At 59.8% G+C, this 17,372-nt stretch carries 13 protein-coding genes; 4 read left to right on the top strand and 9 right to left on the bottom strand.

The annotated features are described in order from the left end of the window. Positions 1 to 8: 8 nt before the first annotated feature. From KBP52_RS16270 to KBP52_RS16260, 3 genes are read right to left on the bottom strand one after another with little or no spacing between them, the layout of a single operon-like run. Positions 9 to 284 carry a phosphopantetheine-binding protein gene (locus tag KBP52_RS16270; RefSeq protein ID WP_116029224.1) on the bottom strand — a complete coding sequence of 92 codons (276 nt, stop codon included), beginning with the start codon at positions 282 to 284 and terminating at the stop codon, positions 9 to 11. Continuing rightward, the gene (locus KBP52_RS16265; RefSeq protein ID WP_123593002.1) at positions 262 to 1,074 is read right to left on the bottom strand and encodes a lysophospholipid acyltransferase family protein; all 813 of its coding nucleotides are present in this window, start codon (positions 1,072 to 1,074) and stop codon (positions 262 to 264) included. Before KBP52_RS16265 ends, KBP52_RS16270 begins: the two co-directional genes overlap by 23 nt. After that, on the bottom strand, positions 1,050 to 1,775 hold the full coding sequence (locus KBP52_RS16260; RefSeq protein ID WP_077570476.1) for a beta-ketoacyl synthase chain length factor: 726 nt from the start codon (positions 1,773 to 1,775) through the stop codon (positions 1,050 to 1,052). The genes KBP52_RS16265 and KBP52_RS16260 overlap by 25 nt, the downstream gene beginning before the upstream one ends. A gap of 356 nt (positions 1,776 to 2,131) precedes the next feature. On the opposite strand from KBP52_RS16260, the gene KBP52_RS16255 reads away from it, so the two are divergent. Next, positions 2,132 to 2,902, top strand: coding sequence for a ParA family protein (locus KBP52_RS16255; RefSeq protein ID WP_212620551.1), 771 nt, complete (start codon positions 2,132 to 2,134; stop codon positions 2,900 to 2,902). Positions 2,903 to 3,031: 129 nt separating this feature from the next. Here KBP52_RS16255 and trxC read toward each other — a convergent pair whose 3' ends face one another. From trxC to KBP52_RS16230, 5 genes are all read right to left on the bottom strand, one after another. Next, the gene (trxC, locus tag KBP52_RS16250) at positions 3,032 to 3,466 is read right to left on the bottom strand and encodes a thioredoxin TrxC (protein ID WP_212620550.1); all 435 of its coding nucleotides are present in this window, start codon (positions 3,464 to 3,466) and stop codon (positions 3,032 to 3,034) included. 80 nt (positions 3,467 to 3,546) lie between these two features. After that, positions 3,547 to 5,010, bottom strand: a complete 1,464-nt coding sequence (gene selO, locus KBP52_RS16245) for a protein adenylyltransferase SelO (RefSeq protein WP_212620549.1) — start codon at positions 5,008 to 5,010, stop codon at positions 3,547 to 3,549. Positions 5,011 to 5,058: 48 nt separating this feature from the next. Beyond that, positions 5,059 to 8,412, bottom strand: coding sequence for a mechanosensitive channel MscK (mscK, locus tag KBP52_RS16240; protein WP_212620548.1), 3,354 nt, complete (start codon positions 8,410 to 8,412; stop codon positions 5,059 to 5,061). 34 nt (positions 8,413 to 8,446) lie between these two features. Beyond that, entirely contained in the window at positions 8,447 to 10,189 is a 1,743-nt protein-coding gene (locus KBP52_RS16235; RefSeq protein ID WP_137218538.1) for a potassium/proton antiporter, read from the bottom strand. A 548-nt stretch (positions 10,190 to 10,737) separates the two neighbouring features. After that, positions 10,738 to 12,363, bottom strand: a complete 1,626-nt coding sequence (locus tag KBP52_RS16230; RefSeq protein ID WP_123593006.1) for a methyl-accepting chemotaxis protein — start codon at positions 12,361 to 12,363, stop codon at positions 10,738 to 10,740. A gap of 279 nt (positions 12,364 to 12,642) precedes the next feature. Here KBP52_RS16230 and KBP52_RS16225 point away from each other — a divergent pair, with 279 nt between their 5' ends. The 3 genes from KBP52_RS16225 to KBP52_RS16215 all read left to right on the top strand — a co-directional run bounded on the left by KBP52_RS16225 (position 12,643) and on the right by KBP52_RS16215 (position 15,224). Beyond that, complete coding sequence (locus KBP52_RS16225; RefSeq protein WP_016987570.1) at positions 12,643 to 12,873, top strand: hypothetical protein; 231 nt, start codon at positions 12,643 to 12,645, stop codon at positions 12,871 to 12,873. Then, positions 12,870 to 13,172, top strand: coding sequence for a cell division protein ZapA (locus KBP52_RS16220; protein WP_064117128.1), 303 nt, complete (start codon positions 12,870 to 12,872; stop codon positions 13,170 to 13,172). The genes KBP52_RS16225 and KBP52_RS16220 overlap by 4 nt, the downstream gene beginning before the upstream one ends. A gap of 99 nt (positions 13,173 to 13,271) precedes the next feature. Then, positions 13,272 to 15,224, top strand: coding sequence for a methyl-accepting chemotaxis protein (locus KBP52_RS16215; protein WP_123593007.1), 1,953 nt, complete (start codon positions 13,272 to 13,274; stop codon positions 15,222 to 15,224). A 206-nt stretch (positions 15,225 to 15,430) separates the two neighbouring features. Here the strand turns inward: KBP52_RS16215 and KBP52_RS16210 are convergent, their stop codons facing one another. Beyond that, entirely contained in the window at positions 15,431 to 17,233 is a 1,803-nt protein-coding gene (locus KBP52_RS16210; RefSeq protein WP_212620547.1) for an acyl-CoA dehydrogenase, read from the bottom strand. Positions 17,234 to 17,372: the final 139 nt, after the last annotated feature.

Below are 17,372 nucleotides of genomic sequence, written 5' to 3'. Positions count from 1 at the left end.
GTCCGGTCTCAAGCTGCCTGTTTTGCCGTGACGAATGCCGCAAGGCTGGCCACGTTGGTGAAATGGTTACGGGTGTCTTTGGCGTCGGCGTCGATCTTGATGCCGTATTTTTTCTGGATCGCCAGACCCAGTTCCAGCGCGTCGACGGAATCCAAGCCCAGGCCTTCGCCGAACAGCGTCTGCTCGTCGCCAATGTCGTCGGCGCTGATGTCTTCAAGGCCAAGGGCATCGATGATCAGCAGTTTGATGTCACGCACCAGGCTAGGGGTGTTCAGATCGCTCATCTTCGGCGAGCTCCTTAATAAAGTAAGAGTGCAAATAATCGTTGAGCTTGCGCGAGGCTTGCGGTGCAGGCCCCTGCGCGGCGAAGGCTTGTGGGTCTATATCGGCCCCGACGCGAAAACTGAAGTGCACGCGGCGGCTGGGAATCCGATACCAGGGTTCGGCTTTGGTCAGCGTGGTCGGGCTGACCTTGATAATCACCGGCGTGAGAATTTTCGCACCGCGCAGGGCAATCGACGCAGCACCCCGATGAAAGGCTGGCGCCTGGCCCGGCTGGGTGCGCGTACCTTCGGGGAAAATGATCAGTGTCTGGCCGTTTTGCAGGGACTGCGCGGCGGCATCGAGCATGTCCATGCTGCCGTCGTTGCTGATGTATTCGGTGCTGCGCAACGGGCCACGGGTGAAGGGGTTTTCCCACAGGCTTTTCTTCACCACGCAATTGGCCTGGCGCACCAGTCCGATCAGGAACACCACGTCGATCAGTGACGGGTGGTTGGCGATGATCATCTGCCCGGAACGACCGAGACGTTCGGCGCCTTGAATGTCGTAGGTCAGCACGCCCGCGCGGGCCATGAAACGCACGAAAAACCAGAACAACCGGCTGACGGTCTGTCGCGCGCGTCGACGGTGCGCAAGGGCGTCACCCGGCAGGCAGCCCAGCAGCGGAAACACCAACACACGCAGGCACAGCCCGCCCAGCCCGAACAGGGCGAAACTTGCGGCAGTGGCCAGCAGGCGCCAGTAATAGGCGTCGCGGTTTTTCTCGGTCACGGGTTGCGTTGCCAGGTCCATACACGATTTTTCCAGGCATGTTGGCAATGGGTTTGCTGGCCGAGCAGGGTTTGCAACAGATTCAGCGCGTGGGGCCAGTGCGCTTTTGACCGTGTTTCTGTGGTGCTGTTCAGGGTCAGCCGCCAGTCGGTACCGGGGGTCAGCAAGAGACCGAGCGCGTAGGGAAACGGCACATCGTCAATCCACGCTGAGTACGCTTCGGGTGGTTGTTCTTCGGTAATGATCAGCAGCACCGCCGGTGCGCCTTCATCGAGCAGGGCGGCGGCTTCGAGCATGCCGTGTTCGAGGCCGTCGCCGGCAGCGGCAAGCGCGCTCATTTCACTGGTTTCGCCACGCATGATCGACCACAGGCCAATGATCGCGTTGTGCACCGACAGACTGAACTGCGTCGGTGACAGCGGCTGCTCGGTCGCCAGATCGCTGAGGATCTCGTAAGTGCGCGGGGTTTCGCCGTGACGTGAAACAAACACTAGCGGCAGATTCTCCCGTCCGTCGGCGAGTGGCCAGCCGACGCTGAACGCCATGCGTGCCAGTCGGCTGAGGCGGCGGCGTTGCATGGCCGGCAAAAACGACACATCGGGCGCGGCATCACTGCTCTGGAGCACGACCGGTTGTCGGCTCCAGGCCTGCCAGGCGTCCACGCTGTCGAGGCCAGGGGCCCACGCGCGCCATTGGGCGATGTTGAAGTTGATCACGGACATTCATCCCGCCCCTGCGGGCTTGTGTTGACGCGTTTGGATGCCAAAGCTGCAGCAGGCCTGACGTGGCGCTTGGCGCCGGGTGGCGCGCATTATCCCGGTGCGACGAGTGTGTAGCAAATGCTGGTTACATTTTGTGCAATGAAATGTACCGAGTGGTTCGCAAGAAAACTGTCACTTGGCCATTATCCAGATTGTCAGCGGCTTGTCTGTCGGGCTTCTCGCCGATCAATGGCGGTTATTGCGCTATCTGTCCGTGGATATTTGCACCTGACTTTGTAGTCCGTGTCCATGAAGGTAGCGAAGCAAGGTCGCGCACATCTACACTCGGTCATTCTTTGATACACGGAGGTTTGGTCATGCGGCGCGTGGTGTTCAATCAGAAAGGTGGCGTAGGCAAGTCGAGCATTGCCTGCAATCTGGCGGCGGTCAGCGCCAGCGAGGGTTATCGCACGTTGTTGGTGGACCTTGATGCCCAGGCCAACTCCACTCAGTATCTGACCGGGCTCACCGGCAACGACATCCCGATGGGCATTGCCGACTTCTTCAAGCAGACGCTGTCCTCGGGGCCGTTCTCGAAGAAGAATCAGGCCGATATCTACGAAACCCCGTTCGACAACCTGCACATCATTACCGCCACCGCCGAGCTGGCCGACTTGCAGCCCAAGCTCGAGGCCAAGCACAAGATCAACAAGCTGCGAAAGTTGCTCGATGAGCTGTCCGAGGATTACGACCGGATCTACCTCGATACGCCGCCAGCGTTGAATTTCTATGCGGTATCGGCGCTGATTGCCGCTGATCGTGTGCTGATTCCTTTTGATTGCGACAGCTTCTCGCGTCAGGCTCTGTACGGCCTGATCGCCGAAATCGAAGAGCTGAAGGACGACCACAACGAAGGTCTGGAAGTAGAAGGCATTGTGGTCAATCAGTTTCAGGCCCGGGCAAGCCTGCCTCAGCAGATGCTCGATGAGTTGATTGCTGAAGGTTTGCCGGTATTGCCGGTGTATCTGAGCAGTTCGGTGCGCATGCGCGAATCGCATCAGGCCAGCATGCCGCTGATCCACCTCGACCCGCGACACAAGCTGACCCAGCAGTTCGTCGAACTGCATAACTTGCTCGAAGATCACTGATCTCCCGAGCTACGCAGACCCCCTGTAGGAGTGAGCCTGCTCGCGATAGCGCCCTGTCAGCCACCACTTGAGTGACTGAAAGGAAGCTATCGCGAGCAGGCTCACTCCTACAATTGGATTTGTGTTGGGTCAGATACCCTGACTGCGCAACCACGCCATCAACTGCGGCAACGGAAACGCACCACTCTGTCGCGCCACTTCCTTGCCGTTCTTGAACAGAATCAAACTCGGAATCGAGCGAATCCCCAGCTGCGCCGACAACTGCTGATTGGCCTCGCTATCAAGCTTGGCCAAGCGGCACTTGCCGGCCAGCTGCGCCGCCGCCTGCTCGAACACCGGCGCAAACGACTTGCACGGCCCGCACCACTCCGCCCAGACATCCACCAGCAACGGCAGATCACCCTTGATCTGGCTGGCGTAATCGCCTTGCTTGAGTTCGAACGGTTTGCTCAGCAGCACGGCGGATTTGCAGCGTCCGCACTTGGGCTGATCCGCAAGGCGCTCGGCAGGGATGCGGTTGAGGCCGTTGCAGGAGGGGCAGGGGATGAGGAGTGGGTCGGTCATATTCGGCTCGTTGGCGTTCAGCGTTTCGTACGACTTATCTGGAGCCGTACGAACTGGTTATCAAGATGAGGCATTGGCACTCAGGAAGAACAACTGATCTCCAAATGCTTGCCCCACTCCGGCGGCCGCTCTGCATAAGCCTCCATCCCTGGTTGCTGCTCAAACGGTTTGCTCAACACCGCGTGCAGCCGGCGTACCTCCGAGTAATCCCCTTGCTCAGCCGCATCGATGGCTTTTTGCGCCAGATAATTGCGCAGGATGTACAGCGGATTGACCGCATGCATGCGGGTGCGGCGTTGTTCCTGATCGGCGTCGCCATCGCGTGCAACCCGGGCGACATAGCGTTCGCCCCAGGCGTCGAAGCCTTTGATGTCGACGAAATCGTCGCGCAAACGGGCGACGGCTTGTTCGGCGGATTCTTCACCGAGTCGACGGAAGAACAGCGTGTAATCAACACCGCTGTTTTGCATCAGTTGCAGCAGATCCTCCAGCAGTTTCTGGTCTTCGTCTTCAGCGGTAGTGAAGCCGAGGCGGCGGCGCATCAGGTCGAGGTAGTGCGCCTGGAACAATGGCAGGTACAAGCCGAGGGTTTCGCGCAAGGCTTCGACGCTGATGAACGGCGTCAACGCTTGAGCCAATGCACTCAGGTTCCACTGGCCCACCGGCACCTGATTGCTGAACGAGTAGCGGCCCTGATCATCCGAGTGATTGCAGATGAAGTTGGCGTCGAAATCATCGAGGAAGGCAAACGGGCCGAAGTCGAAGGTGATGCCGAGGATCGACATGTTGTCGGTGTTCATTACGCCGTGACAGAAGCCATAGGCCTGCCACTTGGCGATCAGTTCGGCGTTGCGCTCGACGATCTCGCGGAACATCGCCAGATACGGTTCCGGTTGCTCCAGGCACTCAGGGAAATGCATCGCCAACACGTGCTCGCCGAGCTGCTTTTGCTGCTCGGGGCGTTTGGTGTAGTAGAAATATTCGAAGTGGCCAAAGCGGATGTGGCTCGGCGCCAGACGCAGCACCATCGCTGCGCGTTCCTGCTTTTCACGCCAGACCGGGGTGTCGGAGCCGATCACGCACGCCGCGCGCGACGAAGGGATGTTCAGCGCGTATAGCGCCTCGGAGGCAAGGAACTCGCGGATCGACGAACGCAGCACCGCACGGCCATCACCCATGCGCGAAAACGGCGTCTGCCCGGCGCCCTTGAGGTGCAAGTCCCAATGCTCGCCGGCCGCGTTGTACACCTCGCCGAGCAGCAAGCCACGACCGTCACCCAATTGCGGCGTGTAGCCGCCGAACTGATGCCCGGAATAGACCATTGCCCGCGGTTCGGCATCGGCCCACAGCTTGTGGCCGCCGAACAGTTCGGCAAATTCCTGAGTTTCAGCGGTCGCCGGGTCGAGATCCAGCAAGGCCAGGGCCGCCGGGCTGGCGACGACCAGACGCGGATTGTCGATCGGCTCGGGCAGCACGTGAGCAGAGAACGCATCGCCCAGGCGGGCGAAGCGATTATCGAAGGTCAGTTCGTCGAGGGCTTTCAAGGGCCGGCTCCAGCAGAATGTCCGAGCATTCTGCTGGGTATAGACCGGTTAGTCGAGTTTGGCCGGCGGCGGCTCTTGCAGCGGTTTCTGATCGTCGGCGATCGGCACGATGGTTTTGGTTTCCGGCTCGATCGGCACCATTTTGTATTCCTGACCGTGAAGGTTCTTCAGGTAAACCTCCATCTGGCGGAACGAGATGTTGATGTGCTGCTTCTTGAACTCGCGGTTGATAAAGCGGTTGACCTCATCCAGCACCGGGTTGCGGTCACCGAGGTCGCGCACGTGCATGCGCAACTCGTGGTCGAGGGTGCTTTCGCCGAAGTTGAGGAAATACACATGTGGCTCAGGCTCCTTGAGCACGCGTGGGTTCTCGCGGGCAGCCTTGAGCAGCAGTTCCTTGACCAGATCCAGATCCGAGCCGTAATCAACGCCGAGTTTCAGCGTCACGCGGGTGATGGTGTCGGTCAGCGACCAGTTGATCAGTTGCCCGGTGATGAACGTCTTGTTCGGGACAATGATGTCCTTGCGGTCGAAGTCGGTGATGGTCGTGGCGCGGATGCGGATCTTGCTCACCGTGCCCGACAGGTTGCCGATGGTGATGGTGTCACCGATCCGTACCGGGCGTTCGAAGAGGATCATGATGCCGGAGATGAAGTTCGCAAAGATCTCCTGCATGCCGAAACCGAGGCCGACCGACAGCGCCGCCACCAGCCATTGCAACTTGTCCCAGCTGACGCCGAGGGTCGACAGGGTCGAGACGAAACCGACGCCGGCGATCACGTAGGACAGCAACGTGGTGGTCGCATAAGCGCTACCCTGGGCCAGATTGAGCTTGGACAGCACAAACACTTCCAGCAGGCCGGGCAAGTTGCGCGCGAGGGCGAAGGTAATGCCGATGATGATCAGCGCGCCAAGCATGTCGCCGATGCTGATCGGCACCATGCTCATGTTGGCGCCGGTGCCGCTGGTGTATTCGTAGAGGGTGATGTTGTCGAGGTACGAGAACACCGAAATCAGGTCCGACCAGACCCAGTACAGCGCGGCAATGAAACCGCCGAGCAGGGCCAGACGGATCAGGCGCAGGGACTGCTCGTTGACCTTTTCAATGTCCAGCGTCGGCTCTTCGATCACCGCTTCGCCGTCGCCGGCTTCTTTCGCGGCCTGACGTTTGGCCAGGGCACGCTGGTAGGCCAGACGTCGTGCGGCAACGCTCAGACCGCGGACGAAGGTGGCTTCGATCACCAGCCAGAACATCAGCAGGTACAGGGTGTTGATCAGTCGGTCGCTGAGTTTCAGCGCGGTGTAGTAGTAGCCGAAGCACACTGCCACAAACAGGGCGATCGGCAGCAAGGTGAACATCACGCCGACCGCTTTACGGAACAGCGAAGTATTCTCGTGGGCCGGGCTGCTGATCAGCAGGCGGCTGAGCAGCCACGCCATCAAGGCGTAGCAGGTCAGCACCACCGGCATGCCGAGCACATCGTCGGCGAGTGCGGCTGGTTGCAGTTCGGCCACGGCGACAATGGTCACCAGCGCCATGACCACCAGACCCAGTCGACGGATCCAGCCCTGGAGGAATTCAACCTGCGGCTTTTCCCAGCGGAAGTGCAGTTCTGCCACACCACCCGGCGCGAGAATCCGGTAAGCGGTATAGAACACCAGCCACGCCTGACCCATTTGCAGCAGCGCCGCGCCCATATTGGCGTTCTGCCCGCGCGCGTCGATCTGCAACGCCAGACCACACAAGGCCAGGCCCAACGCGACCGGCATCGCCAACAGAATATTGATCAGAATCGCCTGCGGCGTGTGCCACTGGCTGTCACGTTTGAAGTGACCGATGTCCTGGTGAACCTTGTTCAGCCGCGCGTACAGATTCTTGCGCCGCCACAGCAGCGCGCCGATCAGCAGTGCCAGCGGCAGGAACAGCAACGGGCGCTGGGTCAGACCGTCGGTCAGCTCGCTGAGGCTGGACGCCCATGGCAGGGTGTCGACCTGACGCTTCAGGCGCTCCGGCACCGCGCGCATCCATTCCAGATCCAGCGGCTTGTTGCTTGGAATCCAGAACATCTGCTCATCGAGCGTCGCACGCAGACCTTGCGCGGTGCTCAGCAGTTGTTTCTGGTTGAGTTGCAGGGTGATCGACTCGTTGAGCATGGCGCTCAGTTCGCGGTTCAACCGTTCCAGCAGATCGGCGCGGGTGTTGGCCAGATCCAGCAGGTTTTTGCGCAATTGCGGCGTGACCTGTTCCGGCGGCTGCGTGGATAGCAGGTTGTCGACATAGGCGGCCGGATTACTCAGCTGCTCACGCTGCTGGCTGACGTCGAATTGCCACAAGCGAATGTCGGCGATCTGATCCGCCAGGTCGCGGTCGACCTTGAGGCGCGGCAGGGCTTGTTTCTGTTTGTAGAGAATCTTCGACAGCAGCAGGCTGCCCTTGAGCACGCTGATCTGCTCGTCCAGCGCTGAATCGCTTTGGGTCAGGCTGTCGAGTTGCTGTTTGGTCTGCAGATTCTGCTGGGTGACTTCGTTGAGGCGGTCAGTGCTTTTGAGCAGATAGTCGGAGAGCTTGAGGTTGGCCGTGCTTTCGATGGCCAGCAGACTGCTGCTCCCGGCCTTCTGCGCTTCGATCGACTGCTGGGTAACGGTTTCCTGCGATTGCGCCAGACGCTTCTGGTTGATCAGGGTTTGCAGTTCCTGAATCTCGCGGTCGAGGCGATCGGACTTCTCCGAGAGCAGGTCATGCTGAGCGTTGCCCAGATCCTGCAACTGGCTGTTGCCGGCCAGTTCCTGACGGCGCAGCGGAATCAGCGCATTCAGCGCCGCCAGTTCGGCGTTCAACTGGTCGCGCTGCTCGGCGGTGACGGTTTTGCCCGCGTCCTTGCCGGACTTGAGGGTGTTGTTGATCTGCTGAATGCGCGTCTGGCTGGCGGAAATCTCTGCCTGAGCACGCTCGGGGCGCGTCTGTGCGGTGATGATCAGGCTGTTGGCGTCGGCGAGGGTTTTTTGCAGATCACTTTGCTGGGTCGAGCGATCGGTGAGGATCTGCTCCAACTGCTGGATCGACTCCTTGGGGAAGCGCTGCGCCACCGGCACCGCGGCCGTAGCCTTGAGGCGGGTCAATTCGCGGGTGCTTTCAATGGTCTGCTTGGGCGCAGTGGCCAGCTGCTGCTTGAGATCGATCAGCTTCTGCTCGTAATCACGCTGGTTGTTCAGCTGATTGAGCGTGTTCTGCAGGACGGTCTGCAGGGTCTTCTTATCGGCATCCGGCAGTTTGCTGTCGGCGAGTTTGTCGAGGCTGGCCTGCACGGCGTCGCTGGACGGTGGTTCGGCGGCGTAGATCGGGCCGACAGTGAGACTCAGGCCCAGCAGGGCCGCGACGAAAAAGGAGCGCAGGGTAGGCATAGAGACCGGTCAAGCAAGTGAGAGTGGACGCAGTTTAGAGGAAGAGCCCGGGGCCCGGGCGACTTCCTTCGGGGAATCTGACGCCCACTTTGCCGATCTTGTTCCCGTCCATGACCGCAACCGTCCAGTGGGTGTTGTTCCACTCCACCTGGTCACCGACGATGGGCGCACCGCCGACTTTCTGCGCGATGAAGGCGCCCAGGGTCATGTCCGGATCAATACCATCGGCGGGTAGGCCATAGAGCGCCGCAACCGCTTTAAGCTGGGCGTCTCCTTCAAGCACGAAATCACCGAAGAAGCGTAGATCGAGGCCGCGTTGCGGCGCCTGGCTGAAGAGTTTTCCGAGGGCACCGAGGTTGTGTTCATGGCCGATAACACACAGCAAATCATCGACTTCCAGCACCGTACTACCCGACGGATGGAGCAATTGCTGGCCGCGAAACAGTGCGGCGATACGTGTGCCTTCGGGCATTTTCAGCTCACGCAGGGGCGAACCGATGCACCATTTCTCCGCGCCGAGCTTGTAAACGAACAACTCCCACTCGCTGGTGACGTGGACTTCCAGTGCCGCCCGGGAAATCGGCGCCGGCTCCGGCGGTACGGTCACCTTCAACAGCTTGGCCACCCACGGCAGGCTCGTGCCCTGCACCAGCAATGACACCAGCACGATAAAGAACGCGAGGTTGAAGTACAGCTGCGCATTCGGCAGCCCGGCCATCAGCGGGAACACCGCGAGAATGATCGGCACCGCGCCGCGCAGGCCGACCCAGGAAATAAACGCTTTCTCGCGGCCATGGAACGCTTTGAACGGCAGCAGGCCAACCATCACCGACAATGGCCGCGCAAACAGAATCATCCACAGTGCCAGACCGAGAGCGGGCAGGGCGATCGGCAGCAAATCGTGCGGCGTGACCAGCAGGCCGAGCACAAGGAACATGCCGATCTGCGCCAGCCATGCCATGCCGTCGAGCATGTGCAGAATGCCGTGGCGGCTGCGCACTGGGCGGTTGCCGATGACCAGACCGCACAGGTAAACGGCGAGGAAGCCGCTGCCATGCAGGGCGTTGGTCAGGGCGAACACCACCAGACCGCCGGCGATCACCAGAATCGGATACAGCCCGGCGGCCAGATTGATGCGGTTGACCAGTTGCAGCATCAACCAACCGCCACCGAGGCCGATCACGCCGCCGATGCCGAACTCGCGGATCAGGTGGGTCAACAGGCTCCAGTGCAAACCGGTCTGGCCGCTGGCGAGCATGTCGATCAGGGTCACGGTGAGAAACACCGCCATCGGGTCGTTGCTGCCGGATTCGATTTCCAGGCTGGCGGTAACCCGCTCGTTCAGGCCTTTGCCGCCGAGCAGCGAGAACACCGCTGCAGCGTCGGTCGAGCCAACGATGGCACCGATCAACAAGCCTTGAATCAGATTCAGATCGAACAGCCAGGCAGCGGCCATGCCGGTCAGCCCGGTGGTAATCAACACCCCGACCGTGGCCAGCGATAACGCCGGCCATAACGCCACGCGGAAACTCGACACCCGCGTACGCAAGCCGCCGTCGAGGAGAATCACTGCGAGTGCGAGGTTGCCGACCAGATAGGCCGTCGGGTAGTTATCGAAAATAATCCCGCCGCCATCGACCCCGGCGGCCATGCCGACCGCAAGAATAATGACCAGAATCGGAATGCCGAGACGGGAAGAAAGAGAACTGACAAGAATGCTTGCGCCTACCAGCAACGCGCCGATCAAGAACAGGCTGTTGATGGTCGTCGCATTCAAAGGCAGTACTCCAGAAGCGTAAAGACGGGCACAAACTGACCATGCAGTCTGCGTGCCAGCGATTCTAACCTGTTGAAATGTGATGCTGTCAAAAAGGTTTTTACGCTGGCGTGTTCGGAATTTTAGTTCGGCGGAAGATTGCAGCCCTCACCCTAGCCCTCTCCCGGAGGGAGAGGGGACTGATCGAGGTGTTTGTGCGAGGTACGCCGACCTGAAATTCCGAGTCGAGCGCAGGTTTTGAAAAACACGAAGATCTGCCCCCTTTCCCCCCCTCTCCCGGAGGGAGAGGGGACTGATCGCGGTGTTTGTTCAAGTTGCACCGACCTGAAATTTCGAGTCGAGCACAGGTTTTGAAAAACACGAAGATCTGCCCCCTTTCCCCCCTCTCCCGGAGGGAGAGGGGACTGATCGAGGAGTTTGTTCAAGTTGCACCGACCTGAAATTCCGGGTCGAACTCAGGTTTTGAAAAACACGAAGATCTGCTCCCTTTCCCCCTCTCCCTCTGGGAGAGGGCTGGGGTGAGGGGCTTTTGATCTTGATCTAAAAATTTACAGGCTGAACCGCCCAACCATGTTGTTCAGGTCCAGCGCCAACCGCGACAGTTCATTACTCGCCGCACTGGTCTGATTCGCGCCGGTCGCCGATTGCACCGACAAATCACGAATATTCACCAGATTGCGATCCACTTCCCGCGCCACCTGCGCCTGCTCTTCAGCCGCGCTGGCGATCACCAGGTTGCGCTCGTTGATCTCGACGATGGCGGTGTTGATGGTGTCCAGCGACATCCCGGCGCCGCGGGCGATGTTCAGGGTCGACTCGGCGCGCTCGGTGCTGTTGCGCATCGAATCCACGGCGTGTTCGGTACCGCTCTGAATGCTGCCGATCATCCGCTCGATTTCGCTGGTCGACTGTTGAGTGCGGTGCGCCAAGGCACGTACTTCGTCTGCCACCACGGCAAACCCGCGACCCGCTTCACCGGCACGCGCCGCTTCAATCGCCGCGTTCAGTGCCAGCAGATTGGTTTGGTCGGCCAGACCACGAATCACGTCGAGCACTTTACCGATATCACGGGATTCATTGGCCAGATCACCGATCAACGACGCAGTGCTCTGCACATCGGCGCTCATGCGTTCGATGGCGCTGACGGTTTCCTGCACCAGGTCACGACCGTCGCCGGCGGAAGTGGTGGCGTTTTTCGAGGCTTCCGAAGTGCTCACGGCGTTGCGTGCGACTTCCTCCACAGCGCTGGTCATCTCGTTGACGGCAGTGGCCGCCTGTTCGATTTCATTGTTCTGCTGAGTCAGGCCACGCGCGCTTTCGTCGGTGACACTGTTCAGTTCTTCAGCGGCCGAAGCCAGCTGAGTGGCCGAACCGGAAATGCGCTGCAAGGTGTCACGCAGCTTCGATTGCATCTTCGCCATTGCCGCCAGCAGGCGACCGGCTTCGTCCGTGCCATCAACATGGATCGGCTGGGTCAGATTACCTTCGGCGATGGTTTCCGCCGCTTCCAGTGCTTTCGAAATCGGTTTGGTGATGCTGGTGGTCAGCAGCCAGGCGAACAGGAAGGTCAGGCCAGTGGCGATTACCAGGAGAGTCACGACCAGATCAAACGCCGAAGAGTACTGATCGGCCGCTTGCTGATTGGTCTCGCTGATCTGCTCGCCGTTGATCTGCATCAGACGGTTGAGCACGCTGTTCACTGCTTCGGAGTTGTTCAGCAACTCGGTGTTGAGCAGGGTGCGCAACTCATCGACTTGATTGTTGCGCGACAGGCTCTTCATGCGGTCTTCGATCTGGCGGTATTGGCCGAGCAACTGCACGTACTGGTCGTACGCTGCACGTTCCTCAGGGCTGCCGATCAGTGGCTCGTAGGCCGTTTGAGCCGCGCGAATCTGCTGGTTGCGCATGTCCAGCAACTCAACGGTTTTCTGCTGCACGTCCGGTTCACGGTTGACCAGCAAGCGGTACGACAGCACGCGCAGGCGCAGGGTCAGCTGGGTGAACTCGTCGAGGTTCTTGATGCTCGGCACGCTGCTGGACGAAATGTCTTCGGCGGCGCCGCGGATTTTGCTCATCTGGTTCAGGGCGAACACACCGAGAATCAGCATCAGGCCGCCGATCAGGGCGAAGCCGGTAAACGCCCGTGGGGCGATATTCATATTGCGAAGGGACATGGGGCGGATACCAAGAGAGGGCCGCTTCCATGCGGGCTGAGACTGCGATATGGATGACTTATCGGTCATACGACTAAAGTCTTGAGGCACTGTGCGTATTTGTCGCAGAAGGGCCGGGGCGACGAAGTGCAGGAACCAGATCGGCAGATCACAGTCTTTAAAACTCGCAGGAACGATCCGCCACCAGGAAAATCAAGGCTTTGCGCCGGTTTAACCCTGGCATCCGTGGTGACTTTTCTTTATCGTACGCGCCCTTTGAAAAACGCTTGGAAGATCAAAATGTTGGAAGCATCCCTCAGCCAATTGGAACAGCTCGTCAGCGACCTGGTGCAACAGAACCAGAGCCTTGCGCAAACCAACCAGACCCTGTCCACGGAACTGGCCCAGGCCAAGGATGAAAACGAAAGCCTGCAACTGAACCTGATGGAGCAGGAAGAAAAGCACGGCGCCACCGCAGCCCGCATTCAGGCACTGGTTGATCGCGTCAACGCAGGTCCGGTCAGCGCATGAACCACCACACAGCAGGGGTAAAAGTCGTCTCCATTCTCGGGGAGGACTATTCGATCAAGGCACCGGCCGGGGAAGAACAGACCCTGCTGGACGCGGCCATGATGCTCAAGGCAGCGCTGGATGACACCAAGCGCAAATACCCGACACTGATCGGTGACCGCTTGCTGGTGCTGGCGGCGATGAATCTGTGCTCGCAGCAGATTGAAATGAAGAAGCAGCACAAAGAAGAACTCGACCGTTACCAAGAGCAAGTCAGCGCCACGGTCGACACAATTGCCAAGACCATCAATCAGGGTTGATGAAGCTGCGCACAACCAAAGAATAGATTGTCGACTGGGTTGTATACAATCGGCACGGCTGTTGCATTGTTTCGGCCACTTATTCTTTGGGGGTGCTCCATGCAGTTGTGGCGACGCAGTATTCAATGGCAGCTGATTCTCAGCATGGGCACCGCCCTGCTGGTCAGTATCCTGATCGTGGTTGGCATTTATACCCTGGTGGTCAACCGTCTCGCCCAGAGCTATCTGGTCGAACAAGCACTGCCGTCGAGCATCGAAGCGACGCGCAACGATATCGAGCGCATCCTCGTGCAACCGCTGACGGCGGCCAAAGATATCGCCAGCAATACGATGGTCCGCGACTGGCTCGCCTCAGGCGAAGACAGCAGCAAAACAGCGGGCTTCGCGCAGTATCTGGAAGGCATCCGCGCCGAACATAAAGCCTTCACCGCTTTGATCATCGGCACCGAATCCAATCATTACATCACCGAAAAAGGCCTGGATCGCACCCTCAGCCGTTCAAAACCGGCTGACGCGTGGTTCTATTCCTTCCTCGACAGCGATCAGCCGCGCACTCTGAATATCGACAACGACGGGGCGACCGGAGAGTTGGCGCTGTTCATCGATTTGAAGGTCGAGCAGGCCGGCAAAGTGGTCGGTGTGGCCGGGCTCGGTTTGAGCATGAAAGAGCTGTCGGAGCTGATCCACAATTTTAGCTTTGGTGAGCGCGGCAAGGTCTATCTCGTGCGTTCCGACGGTTTGATCCAGGTGCATCCCGAGGCGCAGTTCAGCGGCAAACGCACCTTGAGCGAGCAGATCGGCGCCAATGCAGCGCAGGCCGTCATGGGCCAGCTCTCTACCTCAAAGGCTGCCGCCGTCAGCAGCAGCTTCCAACGGGATGGCGAAGACTTCCTCGCCTTCAGCCTGCCGTTGCGTGGTCTAGGCTGGACCCTCGTGGCCGAAGTGCCGCAATCGCAGATCTACGCCGAGGCGCGCAAAGCCATGTGGATGAGCGGCGGTATCGGTCTGGCCGTGGCATTGGTTTGCCTCGCTTTGGTGGTGTGGCTGGCGCAAGGTTTGGTGCGACCGATTCGCCAGGTAACAGCTGCGCTGGTAGCAATCGGTAGCGGCGGTGGAGATTTGACCCACCGGTTAGATTCCAGCCGTGCCGATGAGCTGGGCGACCTCGCTCGCGGCTTCAACCGTTTCCTCGATAGCCAGCGCGGCATGATCGGTGAAGTGCTGACCACCAGCGAGCGTCTGCGCACGGCCGTGGGGCAAGTGGCGAAAGTGGTGGAGAACACCGCTGAACGTTCCGGCCGTCAGCAGGAGATGACCGACATGGTCGCGACCGCTGTTCACGAAATGGGTCTGACGGTTCAGGAGATTGCGCAGAACGCTGGTAATGCGGCGCTGGCCTCGCAAACCGCGCGGGATGAAGCGATGCAGGCGCGGGAAGTGGTCGGTGGCTCGATCAAGCATATTGAAAGCATGTCCGATGAGATTGGTGTGGCGGCGGGGGCAGTGGGTGAGTTGGCGCATCAAGTCGCGTCGATTGATTCGGTGCTGGCGGTGATTCGCGGCGTGTCCGAGCAGACCAATCTGTTGGCGCTCAATGCCGCCATCGAAGCGGCGCGAGCCGGGGATATGGGTCGCGGCTTTGCGGTTGTTGCTGATGAAGTGCGTACTTTGGCGCGACGCACTCAAGCGTCTACTGACGAGATTCAACAGATGATCGGCAGCCTCAAGCAAGGTGCGGAAAACGCCGTGTCGTCTATGCGCACCGGTCAAGCCGCAACCGGCACCGGGGTTGAGTCGAGCCAGCGTACCGGGGCGTCGTTGACCGCGATTACGGGGCAGGTCGAGCGCATCAGCGACATGAACCATCAGGTGGCGACGGCGACGGAAGAGCAGTCGGCGGTGACTGAAGAGATCAACCGTAATGTGCAGGGGATTTCTGATTTGGCGCGGGCGACGGCGGGGGAGGTTCGGGCGTGTCGTGAGGATTGTCAGATGTTGCAGAAGCTGGCGGATGATCTGGCGCGGCAGATGGGTGGGTTCAAGTTGAGTTGAGTTGAGTGTTGAGCCAGAAAAGCCCCTCACCCTAGCCCTCTCCCGGAGGGAGAGGGGACTGACCGAGGTGTCTTTCGCTATACATTGACCTGAAAACGCCAGTCGATTATGGATTCGGTGAACCTCTTTCAGGTCGATGAAGTATTCAAGCATCCCCCGGTCGGCCCCCTCTCCCTCCGGGAGAGGGCTGGGGTGAGGGTCGGCTTTCAGAACCACGCATCCTGCATCGCCAGGCACGTATCATCCCGCGCCTCCAGCAACGTCAGTTCATGGTGGCAAGCCGGCACTTCCCACGTCAGAAAATACCGCGCCGCCTGCAGCTTGCCCTTATAGAAGTCAGCATCCGCCAAATTGCCCTTGGCCAACCCTTCCTCAGCACGAATCGCCTGCTCCAGCCAGCGCCAGCCAATCACCGTGTGCCCGAACACCTTCAGGTACAACGCCGAGTTCGCCAGACTGCTATTGACCTTGCCCTGTGCCAGATCGGTCAACAAACCAATGGTCACCGTTTGCAGGCGCGCCACCAGTTTCTCCAGTGGCTCACGCAATGCAGTCAGCGAGTCGTACGCCGTTGCGCGCTCGGCCGTGCTGGCGATCAGTCGAATCAATTGTTTCAGGCCAGCACCACCGTTCTGCGCCAGTTTGCGCCCGAGCAAGTCCAGCGACTGAATGCCGTGAGTGCCTTCGTGAATCGGGTTCAAGCGGTTGTCGCGATAGTACTGTTCCACCGGATATTCGCGGGTGTAGCCGTGACCGCCAAGAATCTGGATCGCCAGTTCGTTGGCCTTCAGGCAGAACTCCGATGGCCAGGATTTGACGATCGGTGTCAGCAGATCCAGCAATTCATGCGCCTGTTTACGCTCGGCTTCGCTCTCAAGTGTCGTGGTGTCATCGAACAAGCGCGCCGCGTAAAGGCCGAGGTCAAATGCACCTTCAACGTAGGACTTCTGCGTCAACAGCATACGTCTGACATCGGCGTGCTGAATGATCGCCACCGGTGCGGTGGTCGGATCCTTGCTGTCCGGCACCCGCCCTTGTGGACGCTCGCGAGCATACTCCAGCGAATACAGATAACCGGCATAACCGAGCATCACTGCACCCATGCCAACGCCGATCCGCGCCTCGTTCATCATCTGGAACATGTAGCTCAAGCCACGGTGCGGCTCGCCGACCAGATAGCCGACGCACTCACCGTTATCGCCGAAGTTCAACGCCGTGGAGGTGGTGCCGCGCCAGCCCATCTTGTGGAACAGCCCCGCCAGCAGCACGTCGTTGCGTTGGCCCAAGCTCCCGTCATCGTTGACGAGAAATTTCGGCACGATAAACAGCGAAATGCCTTTAACGCCCGCAGGTGCGTCGGGCAGCTTGGCCAGCACCATGTGCACGATGTTCTCCGACAGCGGGTGATCGCCGCCGGAAATGAAGATCTTGTTGCCCTTCAGACGATAGGTGCCGTCGGACGCAGGCTCGGCGCGCGTACGAATATCCGACAGGGACGAACCGGCATGGGGTTCGGTCAGGGCCATGGTGCCGAAGAAGCGGCCATCGATCATCGGTTGCAGGAAGCGTTGTTTCTGCTCCTCAGTGCCGAAGCTCTCGATCAGGTTCGCCGCGCCCATGGTCAGGAACGGGTAGGACGTCGAAGCGGCGTTGGCTGACTGGAAATGCGCGAAGCAGGCTTGCGATAGCAGCGTAGGAAGTTGCATGCCGCCGGCGTCGAAACTTCTCGCGGCGTTGAGGAATCCGGCTTCAAGGAAGGCATCCACCGCTGGTTTCACTTCAGGAATCAGAATCGCCTGACCGTCCTCGTAGCGCGGCTCGTTCTCGTCGCCCTTGCGGTTGTGCGGCGCAAAGTACTTCTCGGCAATGTTGCGCGCGGTGCCGATGGCGGCGTCGAAGGTCTCGCGGTTGTGCTCGGCAAAGCGCTCACGCCGGGTCAGGCCCTCGGCATCGAGGACTTCATACAGCTCGAAAGCCAGATTGCGGGAACTGAGCAGCGTCTCGGACATGGCGGCCTACCTGAAATTGGGGTTGGGCCGAGTCTAGGCGTGCTGATAAAGGCTGAACAGGATGATTGATGAGAGTGATGCAGAGGTGAGGGCGACACTAATCAAATGTAGGAGTGAGCCTGCTCGCGATAGCGGTCTG

The organism is Pseudomonas sp. SCA2728.1_7 (assembly GCF_018138145.1).
Taxonomy (GTDB): domain Bacteria; phylum Pseudomonadota; class Gammaproteobacteria; order Pseudomonadales; family Pseudomonadaceae; genus Aquipseudomonas; species Aquipseudomonas koreensis_A.
Note: the sequence above shows the minus strand (reverse complement) of the source record. Positions and strands in the feature narration are given on the sequence as shown.